16 protein-coding genes, 1 pseudogene and 1 riboswitch are annotated in these 16,899 nt (G+C 66.9%); of the genes and pseudogenes, 9 read left to right on the top strand and 8 right to left on the bottom strand.

The features are described from left to right. Positions 1 to 3: 3 nt before the first annotated feature. The 4 genes from A5791_RS01790 to A5791_RS01775 all read right to left on the bottom strand — a co-directional run bounded on the left by A5791_RS01790 (position 4) and on the right by A5791_RS01775 (position 2,923). Positions 4 to 1,167, bottom strand: a complete 1,164-nt coding sequence (locus A5791_RS01790; RefSeq protein WP_067229996.1) for a glutamate--cysteine ligase — start codon at positions 1,165 to 1,167, stop codon at positions 4 to 6. Further along, on the bottom strand, positions 1,148 to 1,876 hold the full coding sequence (locus tag A5791_RS01785) for a superoxide dismutase family protein (protein ID WP_067229992.1): 729 nt from the start codon (positions 1,874 to 1,876) through the stop codon (positions 1,148 to 1,150). Before A5791_RS01785 ends, A5791_RS01790 begins: the two co-directional genes overlap by 20 nt. A gap of 192 nt (positions 1,877 to 2,068) precedes the next feature. After that, positions 2,069 to 2,551 (bottom strand): LytR C-terminal domain-containing protein, encoded by a 483-nt coding sequence (locus tag A5791_RS01780; protein WP_067229989.1) that lies wholly within the window; start codon positions 2,549 to 2,551, stop codon positions 2,069 to 2,071. A 63-nt stretch (positions 2,552 to 2,614) separates the two neighbouring features. Next, a complete protein-coding gene (locus A5791_RS01775; RefSeq protein WP_067229985.1) occupies positions 2,615 to 2,923 on the bottom strand; it encodes a DUF3263 domain-containing protein in 309 nt (102 codons plus the stop codon). A gap of 199 nt (positions 2,924 to 3,122) precedes the next feature. Here A5791_RS01775 and A5791_RS01770 point away from each other — a divergent pair, with 199 nt between their 5' ends. The 5 genes and pseudogenes from A5791_RS01770 to A5791_RS27595 form a co-directional block, all read left to right on the top strand. Further along, positions 3,123 to 3,716 carry a peptide deformylase gene (locus A5791_RS01770; protein ID WP_067229982.1) on the top strand — a complete coding sequence of 198 codons (594 nt, stop codon included), beginning with the start codon at positions 3,123 to 3,125 and terminating at the stop codon, positions 3,714 to 3,716. After that, positions 3,716 to 4,600, top strand: a complete 885-nt coding sequence (locus tag A5791_RS01765) for a GCN5 family acetyltransferase (protein WP_067229979.1) — start codon at positions 3,716 to 3,718, stop codon at positions 4,598 to 4,600. Before A5791_RS01770 ends, A5791_RS01765 begins: the two co-directional genes overlap by 1 nt. Before the next feature lie 38 nt (positions 4,601 to 4,638). Next, entirely contained in the window at positions 4,639 to 5,445 is an 807-nt protein-coding gene (locus tag A5791_RS01760) for an exodeoxyribonuclease III (RefSeq protein WP_197504580.1), read from the top strand. 153 nt (positions 5,446 to 5,598) lie between these two features. Beyond that, on the top strand, positions 5,599 to 6,054 hold the full coding sequence (locus A5791_RS01755) for a hypothetical protein (protein ID WP_067230165.1): 456 nt from the start codon (positions 5,599 to 5,601) through the stop codon (positions 6,052 to 6,054). A 49-nt stretch (positions 6,055 to 6,103) separates the two neighbouring features. Then, positions 6,104 to 10,366, top strand: a pseudogene (locus A5791_RS27595) (cation-translocating P-type ATPase); the annotation flags it as partial. Between the two features lie 55 nt (positions 10,367 to 10,421). Here the strand turns inward: A5791_RS27595 and A5791_RS27430 are convergent. Then, complete coding sequence (locus tag A5791_RS27430) at positions 10,422 to 10,649, bottom strand: Rv1535 domain-containing protein (protein ID WP_255397595.1); 228 nt, start codon at positions 10,647 to 10,649, stop codon at positions 10,422 to 10,424. A gap of 63 nt (positions 10,650 to 10,712) precedes the next feature. Between A5791_RS27430 and A5791_RS01745 the strand changes: the two genes are divergently transcribed. Continuing rightward, a complete protein-coding gene (locus A5791_RS01745; protein ID WP_156660947.1) occupies positions 10,713 to 10,988 on the top strand; it encodes a hypothetical protein in 276 nt (91 codons plus the stop codon). A gap of 5 nt (positions 10,989 to 10,993) precedes the next feature. Here the strand turns inward: A5791_RS01745 and A5791_RS01740 are convergent, their stop codons facing one another. Continuing rightward, entirely contained in the window at positions 10,994 to 11,392 is a 399-nt protein-coding gene (locus A5791_RS01740; RefSeq protein ID WP_067229964.1) for an STAS domain-containing protein, read from the bottom strand. 109 nt (positions 11,393 to 11,501) lie between these two features. After that, on the bottom strand, positions 11,502 to 12,119 hold the full coding sequence (locus A5791_RS01735) for a PAS and ANTAR domain-containing protein (protein ID WP_369828006.1): 618 nt from the start codon (positions 12,117 to 12,119) through the stop codon (positions 11,502 to 11,504). Positions 12,120 to 12,360: 241 nt separating this feature from the next. Further along, positions 12,361 to 12,472: riboswitch (TPP riboswitch) on the top strand. Here A5791_RS01735 and thiC point away from each other — a divergent pair. From thiC to A5791_RS01720, 3 genes are read left to right on the top strand one after another with little or no spacing between them, the layout of a single operon-like run. Next, complete coding sequence (gene thiC, locus A5791_RS01730) at positions 12,473 to 14,104, top strand: phosphomethylpyrimidine synthase ThiC (protein WP_156660946.1); 1,632 nt, start codon at positions 12,473 to 12,475, stop codon at positions 14,102 to 14,104. Further along, on the top strand, positions 14,101 to 14,940 hold the full coding sequence (gene thiD, locus A5791_RS01725; RefSeq protein ID WP_067229961.1) for a bifunctional hydroxymethylpyrimidine kinase/phosphomethylpyrimidine kinase: 840 nt from the start codon (positions 14,101 to 14,103) through the stop codon (positions 14,938 to 14,940). The genes thiC and thiD overlap by 4 nt, the downstream gene beginning before the upstream one ends. After that, on the top strand, positions 14,940 to 15,569 hold the full coding sequence (locus A5791_RS01720; protein WP_067229958.1) for an alpha/beta family hydrolase: 630 nt from the start codon (positions 14,940 to 14,942) through the stop codon (positions 15,567 to 15,569). Before thiD ends, A5791_RS01720 begins: the two co-directional genes overlap by 1 nt. On the opposite strand, the gene A5791_RS01715 is transcribed toward A5791_RS01720, so the two are convergent. Further along, positions 15,487 to 16,758 carry a TetR/AcrR family transcriptional regulator gene (locus tag A5791_RS01715; RefSeq protein WP_082966686.1) on the bottom strand — a complete coding sequence of 424 codons (1,272 nt, stop codon included), beginning with the start codon at positions 16,756 to 16,758 and terminating at the stop codon, positions 15,487 to 15,489. The two genes, A5791_RS01720 and A5791_RS01715, sit on opposite strands and share 83 nt — an antisense overlap. Positions 16,759 to 16,899: the final 141 nt, after the last annotated feature.

The raw sequence follows: 16,899 nt of genomic DNA, 5'->3' as shown, positions 1-16,899 counted from the left end.
GGTCTAGATCTCCAGCTCGGCAACCAGTGCGTCGACGACCGCGCGCAGGTCGCCGTCGTGTTCCTCGGCCACCCGTCGCTGCCGCTGATACGACGCGCCCTGACGGTAGATGTCGGCTACCGCCGCCAGTTCGTCTGCGCAGTGCAATGACGCGGCGATCGGCTCCAATTGGTTCAGCAGATCGGTGAGATCATCGGTGACCAGCCGCTCGTTGCTGTCGGCGTCCAGGATGATCACGGCGTCCAGACCGTAGCGGGCCGCACGCCACTTGTTCTCCTGCACATGCCAGGGGGGCATGGTCGGCAGTTTCTCGCCGGCGTCGAGCCTGCGGTCCAGATCGACAATCAGGCAATGCGTCAACGCAACGAGAGCTGCCAGCTCCCGCAGGTTCGAGACTCCGTCGCAGATCCGCACCTCGAGGGTGCCTAGATGCGGTGAAGGCCTTATGTCCCAGCGGATTTCGTCCATGTGGTCGATGATGCCGGTCTTCTTCTGGTCGTAGACAAACCCTTCGAACTCCGCCCAGGTCTGAAAGTGAAACGGCAGACCCGCGGTGGGCAACTGCTGAAACATCATCGCCCGATTGCTGGCGTAGCCGGTGTCTTCGCCGCCCCACCACGGTGACGAGGCCGACAGTGCCAACAGGTGCGGGTAATAGTTGAGCAACGACGTCATGATCGGCATTACTTTTGCGGCCGAGGAGATTCCGACGTGTACATGAACTCCCCAGATCAGCATCTGGCGGCCCCACCACTGGGTGCGCTTGATCAGCTCGGCATACCGGGGCGCGTCGGTGAGCTTCTGCCGCGACCACCGCGCAAAGGGGTGCGTGCCGGCGCAGAACAGCTCCATGCCGCGGTCCCGGACGATTCGCCTTGCGGGGCCCAAGGTTTCGCGCAGGTCTTCCATCGCCTCGGCGGCACATTCACAGACACCGCTGACGACTTCGACGGTGTTGCGCAGCAATTCCTTGTGTACGCGCGGGTTTTCGCCGATCTCAGCGATCACAGCGGTGGCTTCGTTGCTCAGGTCGCGAGTCTGCGCATCGACGAGTGCGAATTCCCATTCAACCCCGACCGTCGGCCGCGGCGAGCTGGCGAAATCGATATGGGCCTGACTTCTTTTGGGGCCCCTGTTGACCGGTGCGCTAGCCGGCACCGATGACACCGCACGCCACCCGCTTGCCGGCGTCACCCGTGGTCATCGTGATCTCGTCGGGACCCGGTGCCCCGCCTTTGATTTGGGTGTAGCGATCCGCCGGGATGTTGGCGAAGTTGTCGGCGCCGGCGTGGATGATGATCGAGGTCTTCTCGCCGGTCAGCAGATCGTTCATGGTGAAGGCGTCCGTGGTGGTCACCAGCATCCCGCTGTGGTCCCCACGCACCTGCAATGAGGTCAGGTCGCCGCTGCTGGGATGTCCGGTGTGGCCGGGCAATTGAAAGTGACCCCCGGCGGACAGGAAGTCGCCACGCGTGTCACCGCCGGTCGGAGCGACGGAGTTGGGCTCGCACTTGCCCACCTTGTGAAGGTGCACCCCATGGAAGCCGGGGCTCAACTGAGTGCCGGTCGTGGTGATGGTGATGGTGGCGTAGCCGTTGTTGAACTCGAACTTGGCCGTCGCCACCTCGCTGCCGTCGGGCGCCTTCAGCTGCGTGGTCAGGCTCTGCCCCGCCGGCGCACCCGGACTGCTCGAGGGGCCCGGGCTCGCGGTGCCGGCGTGACTCGACGGCGCACCCGATCCGGTCCATACCGACGGCGTGGTGCCTTGTGTCGTCGACGGTTGCTGAGGCGACGAACACGCGCTTAGCAGCGCGACACAGCTGACCACGGACAGAGCGGACATGGCGGCATTGCGGTGACCGGCGAGCATACGCATAGCGAGCAGCCTAGCCTGGCAACGATCCTCGTCGAAGCGTTCTGCGCAGTGAGTCCACGGCTTCGGGCGTGAAACCACGGCTTTGCGGGTGAACCCACGGCGGAAAAATCGAACGGATCCCGCCCTGCGCGCACACTCGACGCCATCAGTTCACAGTCAACGCCACCAGTTCACACGCAAACCCAACAACCGTCAGCCGGTCACCAAGACGATGACGCCGGGCGGCTGGTCGGCGAGTGCGGCGATCCGCCGCTCGACGGGTGCTCCCAATTTCTTACCCACAGCTTCTGCGGTGGCCTTCTCGCCCTCGGCATCGCTGTAGTACACGGTGGTGGCTGTCACATCCGCCGGCGCCGGAGTGAGGTTGGCGGGCTCGGCGACCTTGAAGCCGGCTTCCCTGAGTTGGTCGGCGGTGCGCTTGGCGACGCCCTCTTTTTCCGTGATGTTGTACACCCGCACCTCGACCTGGTTCGCCGCGGGTTTACCGCTGGTCGGGTTCGGCGCCGCCGTCGCGGTCGCGCTGGTGGCGGACGCCGGTGACGAGTATTCGTCGGAGTTCCCCGACCCGCCCAGCGCCCGCAGCCCGAGCAGCAGGAAGATGACGCCGAGGAACAACAGCACCATCACCATGGCTCGCAGGGGCAGCCCCGAAGAGTCGGGCACGCGGGTATTCATCGCGTCAACTGTAGCCAGCAGAAGCCCAGAACCTGCAAAAGCGCCCGCTGAAACGGGCGGGTGTCAGGTGACCTCGAAGCCCAGGCGCCGCGCGGCGCGCGCCTTCTGACGGCTGGCACGCAGCCGTCGCAGCCGTTTGACCAACATCGGGTCGGCGGCCAGCGCTTCGGGCCGATCGACCAGCGCATTGAGTACCTGGTAGTACCGCGTCGCCGACATCGAAAACAACTCTTTGATGGCTTCTTCCTTGACTCCGGCGAACTTCCACCACTGACGTTCGAACGCCAAGATGTCGTGTTCGCGGCGGGTCAGCCCATCGGCGATGTCAGCGTCGTCCCCCGATCGATTTGCCCGCGCCATGGCGCTGTCCATATCGCTTCCCCTGGACCCTTCCGGCGAATCTCTTGCTCTATGAGTTGAATTACATACGGGCACGTTTCGGCGAATATTGAACCACGCCGGTAACTCTTGCGCCGGAATGCAGACCCGCGAGTCGGCAGACTAGCTGGATTGCCCGCTGCTGATCCCCGACGCCGGTCCACGCCACCGGCACGATTTAAGCTAGCCGACCATGGCAGTCGTTCCGATCCGCATTGTGGGAGATCCCGTCCTGCACACTCCCACGACACCGGTTCAGGTGGCCGCCGACGGATCGCTCCCCGCAGAGGTGGTCGACCTGATCTCGACCATGTACGACACCATGGACGCCGCCCATGGGGTGGGCCTGGCCGCAAATCAGATCGGGTACGGGCTGCGGTTGTTCGTCTACGACTGCGCCGAAGACCGCGGCATGACCGCCCGCCGCCGCGGCGTGGTCGTCAATCCGGTGCTGGAGACCTCCGAGATACCCGAGACCATGCCCGACCCCGACAACGACGACGAAGGTTGCCTGTCGGTTCCCGGTGAGGCATTCCCGACCGGGCGGGCGAAGTGGGCCCGGGTCACCGGCGTCGACGCGGACGGCGCCCCGGTCACCATCGCAGGCACCGGACTCTTCGCCCGCATGCTGCAGCACGAGACCGGGCACCTCGACGGGTTCCTGTACCTGGACTGCCTCATCGGCCGGCATGCCCGCGCCGCGAAGCGGGCCGTCAAGTCGCACGGCTGGGGCGTTCCGGGACTGTCCTGGACGCCGGGCGAAGGACCCGATCCGTTCGGTCACTGATGGTTTTGTGGCCGGACCTCGGCACGCGGGTGACTGTTCGCTATCGGCGGCCCGCGGGTTCGATTCCGCCACTAACGGATGCGGTGGGCCACCTGCTGGCGACCGATCCGCTCGTGCGGGTGCGGACCAAGGCGGGTGCCCTGGTCGAGTTTGCGCCCGCCGACGCGGTGGCGCTGCGGGTCCTTCCCGACACCCCGGTGCGCACCTCGCAGATTCGTTCGCTCGAACACGCCGCCGCGGCGGCCTGCCCCGGCGTGGACCACACCTGGCTGGGCGGCTGGTTGCTGCGGGCCGGCCGCGGGGCCGGCGTCGAATCGAATTCAGCAGTGCCGCTGGATGTTTCAGCAGACAACAGTGCCATCCCCGCAATCGTAGACTGGTACACCCGACGCGGCTTGCCGCCGCGGCTGTTGATCCCCGACCGGTTGCTGCGACCCCCGGTCGGCCTGACCACTGAACTCGCGCAGCAGGTGCTGGCGCGCGACGTCGGAAACTTGCCGGTTCGCGAACCGGATGCGACCGTCAGCTTGGCCGCTCGCCCCGACGGCGCCTGGCTGGATCTGCAGCAGCAAAACACACCGGTCGACGTGCTGACCGCGGTGCGCGACGGCGAGGCGATGTTCGCCACCGAGCCGGGCGTGGCGGCCGCGCGCGCCGCGGTGACCGATGCGCCGGACGGCACCCGATGGGTGGGCCTGTCGGCGATCGGCGCGACCGGCAACCAGTGCGCCGACCGGGTGTGCGTGGCACTGTTGGCCTGGGGATCGGGTCGCGGGGCTACCCGCGGCTACCTGCGAGTGACGGGCCGCAATGCCCTCGCCGAGTCGCTGGGTTTCCGGCTGCACCACCACAGTCGCTATGTCCGGCTGCCCGATAGCCTCTAGCCATGCCCGACGGCATGTTGGATGGCGACCCGCAGCGGTTGCGGCTGGCCACGTGGAACGTGAATTCGATTCGCACCCGCCTGGACCGCGTCGTCGATTGGCTGGCCCGCGCCGAGGTCGACGTGCTGGCCATGCAGGAGACCAAGTGTGCCGACAGCCAGTTCCCCACGCTGCCGTTTTTCGAAATCGGCTACGAGGTCGCCCACGTCGGCTTCAATCAGTGGAACGGCGTCGCGATCGCTTCTCGCGTCGGACTCGACGACGTGCAGATCGGCTTCGAGGGCCAGCCGACGTGGAGCAGCAAGCGCGAGATAGCCGCCACCGCAGAAGCCCGCGCTCTGGGCGCCACTTGCGGCGGCGTGCGGGTGTGGAGTCTGTACGTGCCCAACGGTCGCAGCCTGGCCGACCCGCACTATGCCTACAAGCTGAATTGGCTTGCCGCGCTGCGTGATACGGCAGAAAGCTGGCTGCGTGACGATCCCGGCGCCCCGATCGCACTGGTCGGCGACTGGAACATCGCGCCAACCGACGAAGACGTCTGGAGCACCGAGTACTACTCCGGATGCACGCACGTCTCCGAGCCGGAGCGAAAGGCGTTCAATGCCATCGTCGACACCCAATTCACGGACGTAGTAAGGCCTTTCACGCCCGGACCCGGCGTCTACACCTATTGGGATTACACCCAGCTGCGGTTCCCGAAGAATCGGGGCATGCGCATCGACTTCATCCTGGCCTCACCGGCTTTGGCCGACCGAGTGACCGATGCGCAAATCGTTCGCGAAGAGCGCAAAGGCAAGGCGCCCAGTGACCATGCGCCGGTGCTGGTCGATGTGCGGTCCGGCTGAGCCCTCCAACCGCGCGCACGCCCTTGACCGGGCTTCGTTGTCTGCCAGTTTGTAACGTGGCAGGCTTTTATTTGAAACGCGCTAAGAACAACCGTTTGTTGGTGTGAGTGTTCGACACGCAGGTATATAAAGGGTTAAGCCCAGGGAGTGATTATGAGTGTCGTCGGCGGAGCGGTCCGCAATGTTGGTCGAACAGTCAATCGTGCAGCATCGGCGACCACGGCCGCCGCGGGTGCTGTCGGTGGCGCCGCGATAAATGGAGTCGTCGGAGGCGTAAAGGGAGCTGCTGAAGGTATTCAGCGCGGAATCGGCAGCGGCAGCAAGTCGACGCCGGCCGCCGCGTTGGCCATCGCCGCGCTCGGGGTCACCGGCATCGTCGAGTGGCCTATTCTGTTGGCCGTCGGCGGCGGTGCGCTGGTGTTGCGCAAGCTGGGCGAGAAGCCGCAGGAGCCGCAGCCCCCCACCCAGACAAGACTCGCCTCGGTGCCGGACAAGCCCGCGGCGGAAAAAGCGGCGCCCCGAAAGACAGCCGCCAAGACACCCGCCAAGACGGCCAAGAAGGCAACCGGCCGGCGAGCCGGCACCACCAACCTGCGCAGCACCAACTAATCGGCAGCGTAGACACGAATTGAGTATTGCCACCTCGATAGGCCGGTCTATGCCGCTGCGCCTGGTCGCCTCTGGCGTCCAGGCAGCCACCGCCCTCACCACCGCATCGGTCACAACCACGACAGCCGTCGCAGGCACCCTCGCCGAGATCGCGGCCATCCCACTGCGCGAAGGAGCCAAAGTACTTTCCGGCGAGCTCTCCCGCGAGACGCTGCGCCGGCACTGCTGGCGCGGCGAAGACCGCGCGTGGATCGAGGTGCGTGGGCTCGGCAGCGATGACGACGAACTCGGTCGGGTCGTGCTCGACGCAGTCCGGGCCCTCCGGGGCGTCGACTCGGCCAGCTTGAACTACCCACTGTCGCGCGTCGTCGTCGGCATCAGCGGTTCGGACACGTCGCTGAGTGAACTGTGCCGTGTCGTCGAGAATGCCGAAAACCGTTGCCGTGTAGGCAAAGACGCAAGTACGGCGGGGAACCTGCCGGGCGACGGCGTCGTGCTGGCGACCAGAGCGTTGACGGTGGCCACCAACGCGGCCGGACTGGGCATTGCGCTCACCGGCCGCGTGCTGCGCCTGCCGCGTCTGCCGGTCCCCATCGCCGCCGGCGTGACGTTCTTCGACTACCAGCCCTGGCTACGCCGCCGGCTCGAAGACCGTATCGGCGGGCCGGCCACCGACACCGTGATGACGCTGGTCCAGGCAACCAGCCAAACCCTCTCCCAGTCGGCGACCTCCCTGTCGCTAGGGCTGACGCTGCAGTCGATGAAGGCCGCCGAGGTCCGCGCGGAGGCACAAGCCTGGGAGCAGCATGAGCCTCAGCTTGCGCGGTACGCCGACCAACCAGCGACGCAGCTGTCGCCGCGCCCACAACCGTCGAGAGGCATGGAGCGTATCGCCAGTCGTTTCGCGCTGCTCCAGTCGCTGAGCACGGGGCTGATCGGCGCCGGCGCCCGCAACGTGAACATGGCGGCCACCGCGGTGCAGGTAACTACGCCCAAGGCCAACCGCACCACGCCGGAGGCATTCGCCACCACACTTGCCCGCGGACTGGCCGCGCAACACTCCGTCTTGCCGTTGCGACCGGAAAGTCTGCGCCGACTGGACAAGGTCGACGCGATCGTCATCGACCCACGGATTTTGTGTACCGACAGCTTGCGGGTGGCGCGCATCCGCGGCGCCGCCGACAACGAGTTGTCCGCGGCCTGGAGCCGCGCCCAGCTCATGCTGGAAAAGGGCAGTCTGCGCCCCGGTTGGCGCGCGGTGCGCGACATCTCGGGCGCCCGGACGAATGCCAGAGTCGAGGCGCTGTTCCTGCCCGCCCGTGATCCGCTGGCCTCGGCCGTCGTCGCCGAGGCGCACCGCACCGGAGCGGAACTGATCTCGGTCGACGACGACTCATTGGACGAGTTACGGCCGGCGTTCGACGACATCCGGCCCGTCAAAAGCGGGACGCGCAAATCCATCGACGACGCGCTCGCCGCCGTGGTCGCCAATCTGCAGCAGGACGGCCGAACCGTGGCCGTCCTGTCATCGAGTGCTGCACAAGCGATTTCGTCGGCAAACTTGGCGCTCGGCATCATGCCCAAGCAAGGCGCACCTCCGTGGAAAGCCGACCTGCTGTTGCCGGATCTGGCCGCTGCCTGGCGGCTGCTGCGCGCGCTGCCCGCGGCCAGGACCGCCGTCCAGCGCGGCATCGGCATTTCGGCGGGTGCAACCGCGATGGGGTCGCTTTTCATGATCCCGGGTGTCCGGGGCAATCTCGGGTCCGAGACCGTGAATGTCGGTGCCGCGGCCGGCCTGCTCTCGGGATATCTGCTGGCGCGCGGCATCCTGAACGCCGAAACTCCCCGCCCCGCAGAGGTGCACGAATGGCATGCCATGTCGGTCGAGCAGGTCCGCAAGGCCCTGCCCGCTGCTCAGGCCGCTACCGAGCCGTACCGCCGGGGCGGTACACAGCCGTCGCAAACTCCGATGCAAGCGGTATGGCAGCTCGCCAAGGCCGTCCGTGCCGAACTGTCCGACCCGCTGACGCCGGTGATGGCGCTCGGCTCGGCGGCCAGCGCGATACTCGGTTCGCCCGTCGACGCGGTGCTGGTCGGCACGGTACTCACCGGAAACTCGATCCTGGCCGCGGCCCAGCGGCTGCGGGCCGAGGAGCGGTTGAGCCATTTACTGGCGCTGCAGATTCCGCCGGCGCGCAAGGTGGTCACCACCTCGGGCGGCGTCCGGGCATACGTCGACGTCGACGCGGTACACCTGCGACCCGGCGATGTGATCGAAGTGCGCACCCACGAGGTGGTGCCGGCCGACGCCCGGATCATCGAAGAGGTCGACGTCGAGGTCGACGAGTCCACGCTCACCGGCGAGTCGCTGTCGGTGGACAAGCAGGTCGAGGCCACCCCCGGCGCACCGCTCGCCGAGCGGCGCTGCATGCTGTTCGCCGGAACCACCGTGGTGGCCGGCACCGCGGTCGCACTGGTGACCGCGGTCGGCGCCGACACCCAGCAGCGTCGCGCCGCCGATCTGATATCCGGTGAGCTGTCGTCCGACATCGGCCTGCAACACCAGCTCGGCCAGCTGACCACTCGGGCACTTCCGGTCAGCATCACCGGCGGCGCGCTGGTCGGCGCCCTCGGGCTGGTGCGCCGTATCGGGTTGCAGCATGCGGTTTCCAGCGCCATCGCCATCGCCGTCGCCGCGGTTCCCGAAGGCATGCCGTTGGTGGCGACGCTGGCGCAAGCGGCGTCTGCCCGACGCTTGACGAAGTTCGGTGCGCTGGTTCGTGTCCCGCGTTCGGTGGAGGCGCTGGGCCGGATCGAAGTGGTCTGCTTCGACAAGACCGGGACCCTCAGCGAGAACCGGCTGCGGGTGTCGGAGGTCCGGCCCGCCGCGGGCGATACCGACGCCTTGAAAGCCGAGGTATTGCGCTGTGCGGCGCACGCCGCGCCCGCGGCGAGCGGCGGCGCCCACGCGCACGCGACCGACGTCGCCATCGTCGAGGCGGCCGGAGCAGCGGGTGCTTTCGACCGCGACGGTGACGAGGGCCCTGCGCCTGTGGCGCATCTGCCGTTCCGGTCCGGCCGGGCGTTCTCCGCCTCCGCAACCGGCACCGAGCTGACCGTCAAAGGCGCGCCCGAAGTGGTGCTGGCCGCATGTGGCGATGACACGGCGGAAACGTCAGCGGACAGCACCTTTGCTGAAATGGCCGCCCGCGGGTTGCGGGTCATCGCCGTGGCGCAACGTCGCCTGACCTCGCAACAGGCCAAGGCGATCCGGGAAAACCCCGACGATATCGCCCGGTTCTGCACAGACGGGTTGACCCTTACGGGTTTCCTCGGGTTGTCCGACACCCCGCGCCCCGAGTCCGCCGGTCTGATCGGAACTCTGCGTTCCCAGGGCGTGGGCATCAAGCTGATCACCGGGGATCACCCGATCACCGCGAAGGCGATCGCCGAGGAGCTCGGCCTGCCGGTGGCCGCCGACCAGGTCATCAGCGGTGTGGAGTGGGATTCCCTGTCCCGCAAGGATCAAGAGCGGGTGGTCACCGAGCGAGTGATCTTCGCGCGCATGACACCGGAGAACAAGGTCCAGGTGGTCCAGACGCTGGAGAGCGCCGGGGTGCGGACCGCGATGGTCGGTGACGGGGCCAATGACGCCGCGGCCATCCGGGCCGCCACGGTCGGCATCGGGGTTGTCGCGCACGGTAGCGACCCGGCCCACCTGGTGGCCGACGTGGTGCTGATCGACGGCCGGATCGACGCGCTTCTGGAGGCCATCGAAGAGGGACGCCAGCTGTGGCGACGGGTGCAGGCGGCCGTATCGGTGCTGCTCGGCGGTAATGCGGGCGAGGTGATCTTCGCGATCATCGGCAGCGCGATCACCGGTACTTCGCCGCTGAACACCCGACAGTTGCTACTGGTCAACACGCTGACCGACGCGTTGCCGGCCGCGGCCCTCGCGGTCAGCAAGCCGCGCGGCAGCGTGGACCCCAACCTGCGGGGCGCGGATCAGGCCGCGTTGTGGAACGCGGTGGCCATCCGCGGCGTAACCACCGCGGCCGCGGCGACGGCAGCGTGGGCGATGGCGGGTTTGAACGGGCCCCCCGGGATGAACTGGCTGTCTTCGTTGACGGGGCTGCCGCAACGCGCCTCCACGGTGGCCCTGGTCGCGCTGATCGCCGCCGAATTGGGGCAGACCCTGCTGGAGTCCCAGGCCCCGATGGTGGTACTCACGGCGCTGGGCTCACTCGGGTTTGTGGCGCTGCTGATCAGCACTCCAGGGGTGAGTCAGCTGCTCGGCTGCACTCCGATCGGTCCGCTCGGCTGGGCCCAGGGGGTGGGCGCCGCCACCGCCGCGACTATCGCGGTCGCTATCCTCGGCCGGTACTTCGACGATCGGGAGCTGGCTCACCGCGGCCCGCAGCCAGAGCAGACGGATTCCGCTCCGTCGCCGGACGAGGCGGATTCTCCCGCTGAGTCTCCACAATCTCGACCACGCCCGCGCGCCACAACAACGCGTAAAGTTCCAGCAACGGGGCATTCAGCAGCGAGGCGATCGGCGAAATCAGCGGATCGGCCAGTTGGTCGGTCCTCGACATATGTCCCACGGTGATTGCACGATCGGGCTCGGTGGCAAACCCTTAGTTACCGAAAGGCAAATGATGGCGGAAAAGAAGACGCGGCGAGGAACGTCCCAGCGTGAGGCCGTGCAGCAGATCCGCGAGGGCGAAACGTTCGCCATGAAACTGCCGGTTGTGGGTCCGGTGGAGATACCGCGGCCCGAGCAACTCGCCTACTACGCCGGTCTGGCCGCCCTGGCCGCGTTCGAGCTCATCGACTGGCCGGTCGCACTGGTGATCGCCGCCGGGCACGTCTTGGCGAGCAACCATCACAACAAGCTCCTGGAGGAACTCGGCGAGGCGATGGAAGAGGTCTGACCAGGTCAGCCGGCATAGCCGCGTTCGCCGTCGTCAGGATCCACAAAGGGTTTGACGCCCCGCATCGCGTCCGAGAACGTCGGATAGATGTCCAGGATTCGGTCCAGCTCCGTCACCTCTATCGGTTGCAGCACCTGACCGTGGCTGGCCACCAGCCGAACGGCCGTCCCGGCCGCCTTGCCTTGCTCGTGGCTGTCGAGCATCGCGTTCAATCCGGCGCTTCCGAAGAAGGTCACCTTCTGTAAGTCGATGACGAGCAGCCGGGCCGGCTGAGCGCCGGCCATGTCCAGCGCATCGATCAGGTTGCCGACCAGCTGGTCGACTGTGCTGGAGTCAACGTCGCCCCGTACGCGCACCACAACCGCGTCCTCGCGCGCCTCAAGATCGATCCCCAACGGTTCCATTGCGTTTCTCCGCCTTGGATGCGTGAAATTCCGCGTTAGACGACACGCGGAGCCCGACGCCACGCAACCGTCCGAAATCGGATAGAGCCTACCGAACCTAGTGCGCCCGTCAGCCGGATTCGGCACCGATGCGCTCGTGCACCGTCAGCAACAGATGGTCGAAGCGGTTCTGGGTGGCAGCCGACATGGCCGGCAGGGCCGGCACCTCCGCCACGATCTGGGCCGCCAGCGCGCGCAACTTGATATTCGTCTCCTGCGAACGCCACTGCAGAACACGGAAAGCCTGGTCGGGGCTGACGCGGTAGACGGCCATCAGCACCCCCTTGGCCTGCTCGATCGCCGCCCGGCTCTCGAACAGGTCCGGCAGGGCTTCGTCGAGCACCTCCTGGCGCGTCTCGTCGAAGGTGTTGGTGAGGTCGATGTAATGGCCGGCGGTGCCGACCACCGCTCCGGCGTCGTCCAGCATGCGATCGGCCACCACGATCGCGTCGTGCACGTTGCCGGCGGTGTCGACGAACCGGTGCCGACTCGAAAACGACTCGCCGGACCGTAAGGCGTAGTCGAGCAGATCCTGCACGTGCGCTCGATCCTCCGGATGCTTGTGCGAGAGCAGGAGCTTGGTAGTCGGAACCACCGATCCGGGCTCGTACCCGTGCATCCGCGCCACCTCGTCGGACCACTCCCAGCGCTGGCCGACGAACCAGAAGCGGAAGCTGCCGACGTTCAAGTACGGGCCGGGACCGGCAACCGCCGAGTTGTTCGGATGGTCGCGCTTGTCAGATGCACCTTTCTGGGCTGACTGCTGCACGGTCGTATCATTCCACTCCGCCGCGGCACCGGCTACCAAGACGGCGAACATCGCGGACCCGACGTCGGCCGCCGATCTCCGTGTAGCGTGGACCACAGCTCGGCGACAATGCGGATCGCGCAACGATCCGAGGAGGAGCCGGGCAATCAAACACCGCACCAACTAAACACGCGGGAGCGCACGCCGAGTGCGCTGAGAGGACGGCTCGGGGCCGTCGACCGTAGGAACCTGACCGGGTAATGCCGGCGTAGGGAGATGACATGACTGATGTTTTGGCCAAGCCAGTCGAGCCTTCGGTGACCACCGGACCCATCGCGGGCAGCAGCAAGTCCTACCGCGAGGTGCCCGGCCCGGACGAGCTGCGGCTGCGCGTGCCATTCCGGCGGGTGCACCTTTCCACCGGGGACCACTTCGATCTCTACGACACCTCCGGGCCCTACACCGACTCCGAAGCGGTGATCGACCTGGCGGCCGGGTTACCAGCGCGACCGGGAGTGGTACGCGACCGCGGCACTCAGCTGCAGCGTGCCCGCGCCGGCGAAATCACCGCCGAGATGGCGTTCATTGCCGCCCGCGAAGACATGCCGGCGGAGCTGGTGCGCGACGAGGTGGCCCGCGGCCGCGCCGTGATTCCCGCCAACCACAACCACCCCGAGAGCGAGCCGATGATCATCGGCAAGGCGTTCGCGGTCAAGGTCAACGCGAACATCGGCAACTCGGCGGTGACGTCGTCGATCGCCGAGGAGGTCGACAAGATGGTTTGGGCCACCCGCTGGGGCGCCGACACCATCATGGACCTGTCCACCGGCAAGAACATCCACGAAACCCGGGAGTGGATCCTGCGCAACTCGCCGGTGCCGGTCGGCACCGTGCCGATCTATCAGGCGCTGGAAAAGACCAAGGGCGACCCGACCGAGCTGACGTGGGAGATCTACCGCGACACCGTGATCGAACAGTGCGAGCAGGGTGTGGACTACATGACGGTGCACGCCGGCGTGCTGCTGCGCTATGTGCCGCTGACCGCCAAGCGGGTCACCGGCATCGTCAGCCGCGGTGGGTCGATCATGGCGGCCTGGTGCCTGGCCCATCATCAGGAGTCGTTCCTCTACACCAACTTCGAAGAACTCTGCGACATCTTCGCGCGCTACGACGTCACCTTCTCACTCGGCGACGGGCTGCGGCCGGGATCGATTGCCGACGCCAACGATGCCGCGCAGTTCGCCGAGCTGCGCACCTTGGGCGAACTGACCAAGATCGCGAAATCCCGTGGGGCACAGGTGATGATCGAGGGCCCCGGGCACATCCCGATGCACAAGATCGTGGAAAATGTGCGGCTGGAAGAGGAGCTGTGCGAGGAAGCCCCGTTCTACACGCTGGGTCCGCTGGCCACCGATATCGCGCCGGCCTATGACCACATCACCTCGGCCATCGGCGCGGCCATCATCGCTCAGGCGGGCACCGCCATGCTGTGCTACGTCACCCCGAAGGAGCACCTGGGACTGCCGGATCGCAAGGACGTCAAGGACGGGGTGATCGCGTACAAGATCGCCGCGCATTCCGCCGACCTCGCCAAGGGTCATCCTCGCGCGCAGGAGCGCGACGACGCGTTGAGCACGGCACGTTTCGAGTTCCGCTGGACCGACCAGTTCGCGCTGTCACTGGATCCGGACACCGCACGCGAATTCCACGACGAGACACTTCCGGCCGAGCCCGCCAAAACCGCGCACTTCTGCTCGATGTGTGGGCCGAAGTTCTGCTCGATGCGGATCACCCAGGATGTGCGGGATTACGCCGCGGCGCATGGACTCGAAAGCGAGGAGGCGATCGAGGCGGCGATGAGCGAGAAGTCACGCGAGTTCGCCGAACACGGCAACCGGGTGTATCTGCCGATCAACCAGCGGTGAGTTTCCCGCCTCCGACCCTGCCCGTGCCGCCGCCGGGCACCACACCGCTGCGCGTGCTCACCATCGCGGGCTCGGACTCCGGCGGCGGCGCAGGAATCCAGGCCGACATGCGCACGATGTCGTTGCTCGGTGTACACGCGTGCGTCGCAGTCACCGCGGTTACCGTGCAGAACACTATGGGCGTCAAGGGTTTTCACGAAGTGCCTGACGACGTGGTGGCCGGCCAGATGGAAGCCGTGGTCACCGATATCGGGATCCAGGCCGCCAAGACCGGGATGCTCGCGTCGTCCAGCATCATCACAACCGTGGCCGCCACCTGGCGCCGACTCGGGTTGACGGTCCCGCTTGTCGTCGACCCGGTGTGCGCGTCCATGCACGGGGACGCGCTATTGGCGCCGTCGGCACTGGATTCGCTTCGCGCGCAATTGTTTCCGCTGGCTACGTTGGTGACGCCGAATCTGGACGAGGTGCGCCTCATCGTGGGTATCGACGTGGTCGACGCCGAGTCGCAGCGCGATGCAGCGAAAGCGGTACATGCGCTGGGCCCGCGGTGGGCACTGGTCAAGGGTGGGCACCTGCGGTCATCGCAGCACAGCTGCGACCTGCTTTACGACGGAACGGCTTTCTACGAGTTCGACGCGCAACGGATCAGCACCGGCAACGACCACGGTGGCGGTGACACCCTGGCAAGCGCGGTGGTGTGTGCGCTCGCGCATGGCTACACCGTTCCCGACGCCGTCGCTTTCGGGAAGCAGTGGGTCACCGAATCCTTGCGCGCCGCTTACCCACTGGGCCACGGCCATGGCCCGGTCTCCCCACTGTTCCGGCTCGGCTGATGAGTCTCGAGCGGATTGCGGGCGTCGCCCACCAGCCTGATGGGGATGCCCACCCACAGGGGATAGTGGTGCTGACCCACGGCGCCGGCGGAAACCGGGATTCCAAACTGTTGCAAGAGGTTTGCGACGAATGGGCGCGCCGCGGCTGGCTGGCGGTGCGCTACAACCTGCCCTACCGGCGGCGCCGGCCCAAAGGCCCGCCGTCCGGCTCGGCCGCCGCCGACCGGGCGGGCATCGTCGAGGCCATCGAAGTTTGTCGCGGGCTCGGCGACGGCCCGCTGATCGCCGGTGGCCATTCTTACGGTGGCCGGCTGACCTCTATGGTCGTGGCCGCCCGCGAAGTGCCTTCAACCAAGATCGCGGTGCTGACGTTGTTCTCCTATCCGGTCCATCCGCCGGGCAAGCCCGAACGTTCCCGGACCGAACACCTGCCGGACATCGGCGTGCCCACCGTATTCACCCACGGCACGTCGGATCCGTTCGGGACGCCGACGGAAGTGCGCGACGCCGCTGCGCTGATCGCCGCACCGACCGAGATCGTCGAAATCACCGGCGCGCGACACGATCTGGGATCGAAGACCCTGGACGTCGCCGGCCTGGCTGTCGAAGCGGCGCTGCGCCTTCTCTGACGGCTGACTCCTCGCCGAACAGCGTGAGCTCCATCAGCTTTCGCACACAGGCCTGGGTGTAGGGCGATTCGTCCGCCCCGCCGTCCGGGTTCACCATGCGACCCAGATCGACCACCAGCGCCATTGCGGCGTGCACCAGGAAACGGGCTTGCATCGGCCCGAGCAACGGTCGCGCTGCCGTCAGCAGCCGCACCCACGAATCGATCGTGGACTCCTGGACATTGTGCAGCAGTCTCTGATCGGCCGGTGTCAGGTTCACTCGCTCGGTGTAGTAGACCGCGGCCAGTTCCGGATTGGCGAAAGACGTTGCCACGTAAGCATCGATCAGCAGCACCAGCGCCTGGCGGGGCTCGGTGAGCGCAGCCAGGACCGGTGACAACTGACTCGAGACCCGGTCGGCCGCGCGCCGCAACCCGGTCGACAGGATCTCGCACTTGCCGGAGAAATAGCGGTAGATCCCGGATACCGGCACCCCGGCGGCCTTGGCAATCTGCGCCATGCTGGTCTCCGAGTAACCCCGCTCCCTGAACAGGGCCATCGAGGCGTGCAGCAAGGCTTCGTAGACGCCGGCGTCCTCCGCGAAGATCCGCCACGAGACCGGACGGGGAATCACATCTCTTGGGTGCGGCAGCTCGGCACCGAGGATCGCCGCGGCAGCCTCGGCCAGCAGCGCACGAATATCGTCGGCGGGCAACCGAGCGCTATGGTCGACGATGCTGCCGATCACGCTGAGCACCCCGGCCGAGAGCATCCACCGCTGCGTGGACACCAGGTCCGGCCGAATCTTCGTGAGCGGCTTCTGGATTCGCCGGTTCACCAACTTGAGTTGATCGGTCAGCGTGGCCTGGTCCTCGGCGCGCAGATAGCGGGCCTGCCAGCGGTAGAGGCCGCCGGAGTCGCGGTTGTCCAGGGTGGCGTCGACAAGTGCGGCAATCAGTTGGTCCAGCATCGCGGCCGGATCGTCGAGCTCCTCGATATCGGTACAGTCGACCAGTTGCTGACTCAGATCCAGCACGGCGCCGCGGAACAGGTCGTACTTGCCGTCATAGTGGCGGTACAACGCGGCCGCCGAGATTCCGACTTTGGCGGCGATGGTCTCCATGCTGACCGCGTGATAGCCCTGCGCGCTGAATGCCTCAGCGGATGCGCGCGCGATCTGCGCCTTGCGGTCTTTGGGCCGTCGCCGGATGCCCGCTGTCTGTTCGCCGGGCAAGCCGGTCGGGGCGTGGGCGGTCGACACCGCTTCACGATAGCCCCGAAACGGGGTTTCCAAACCCTCCGGCCTTTCGCCGAACAAGAATCTCCATTAACATAACGGAAGCGCGGCGGC

This window comes from Mycobacterium sp. 852002-51163_SCH5372311 (assembly GCF_001667115.1).
GTDB lineage: Bacteria > Actinomycetota > Actinomycetes > Mycobacteriales > Mycobacteriaceae > Mycobacterium.
The sequence above is the reverse complement of the archived record's forward strand: the minus strand, read 5'-3'. Positions and strand labels throughout refer to the sequence as shown.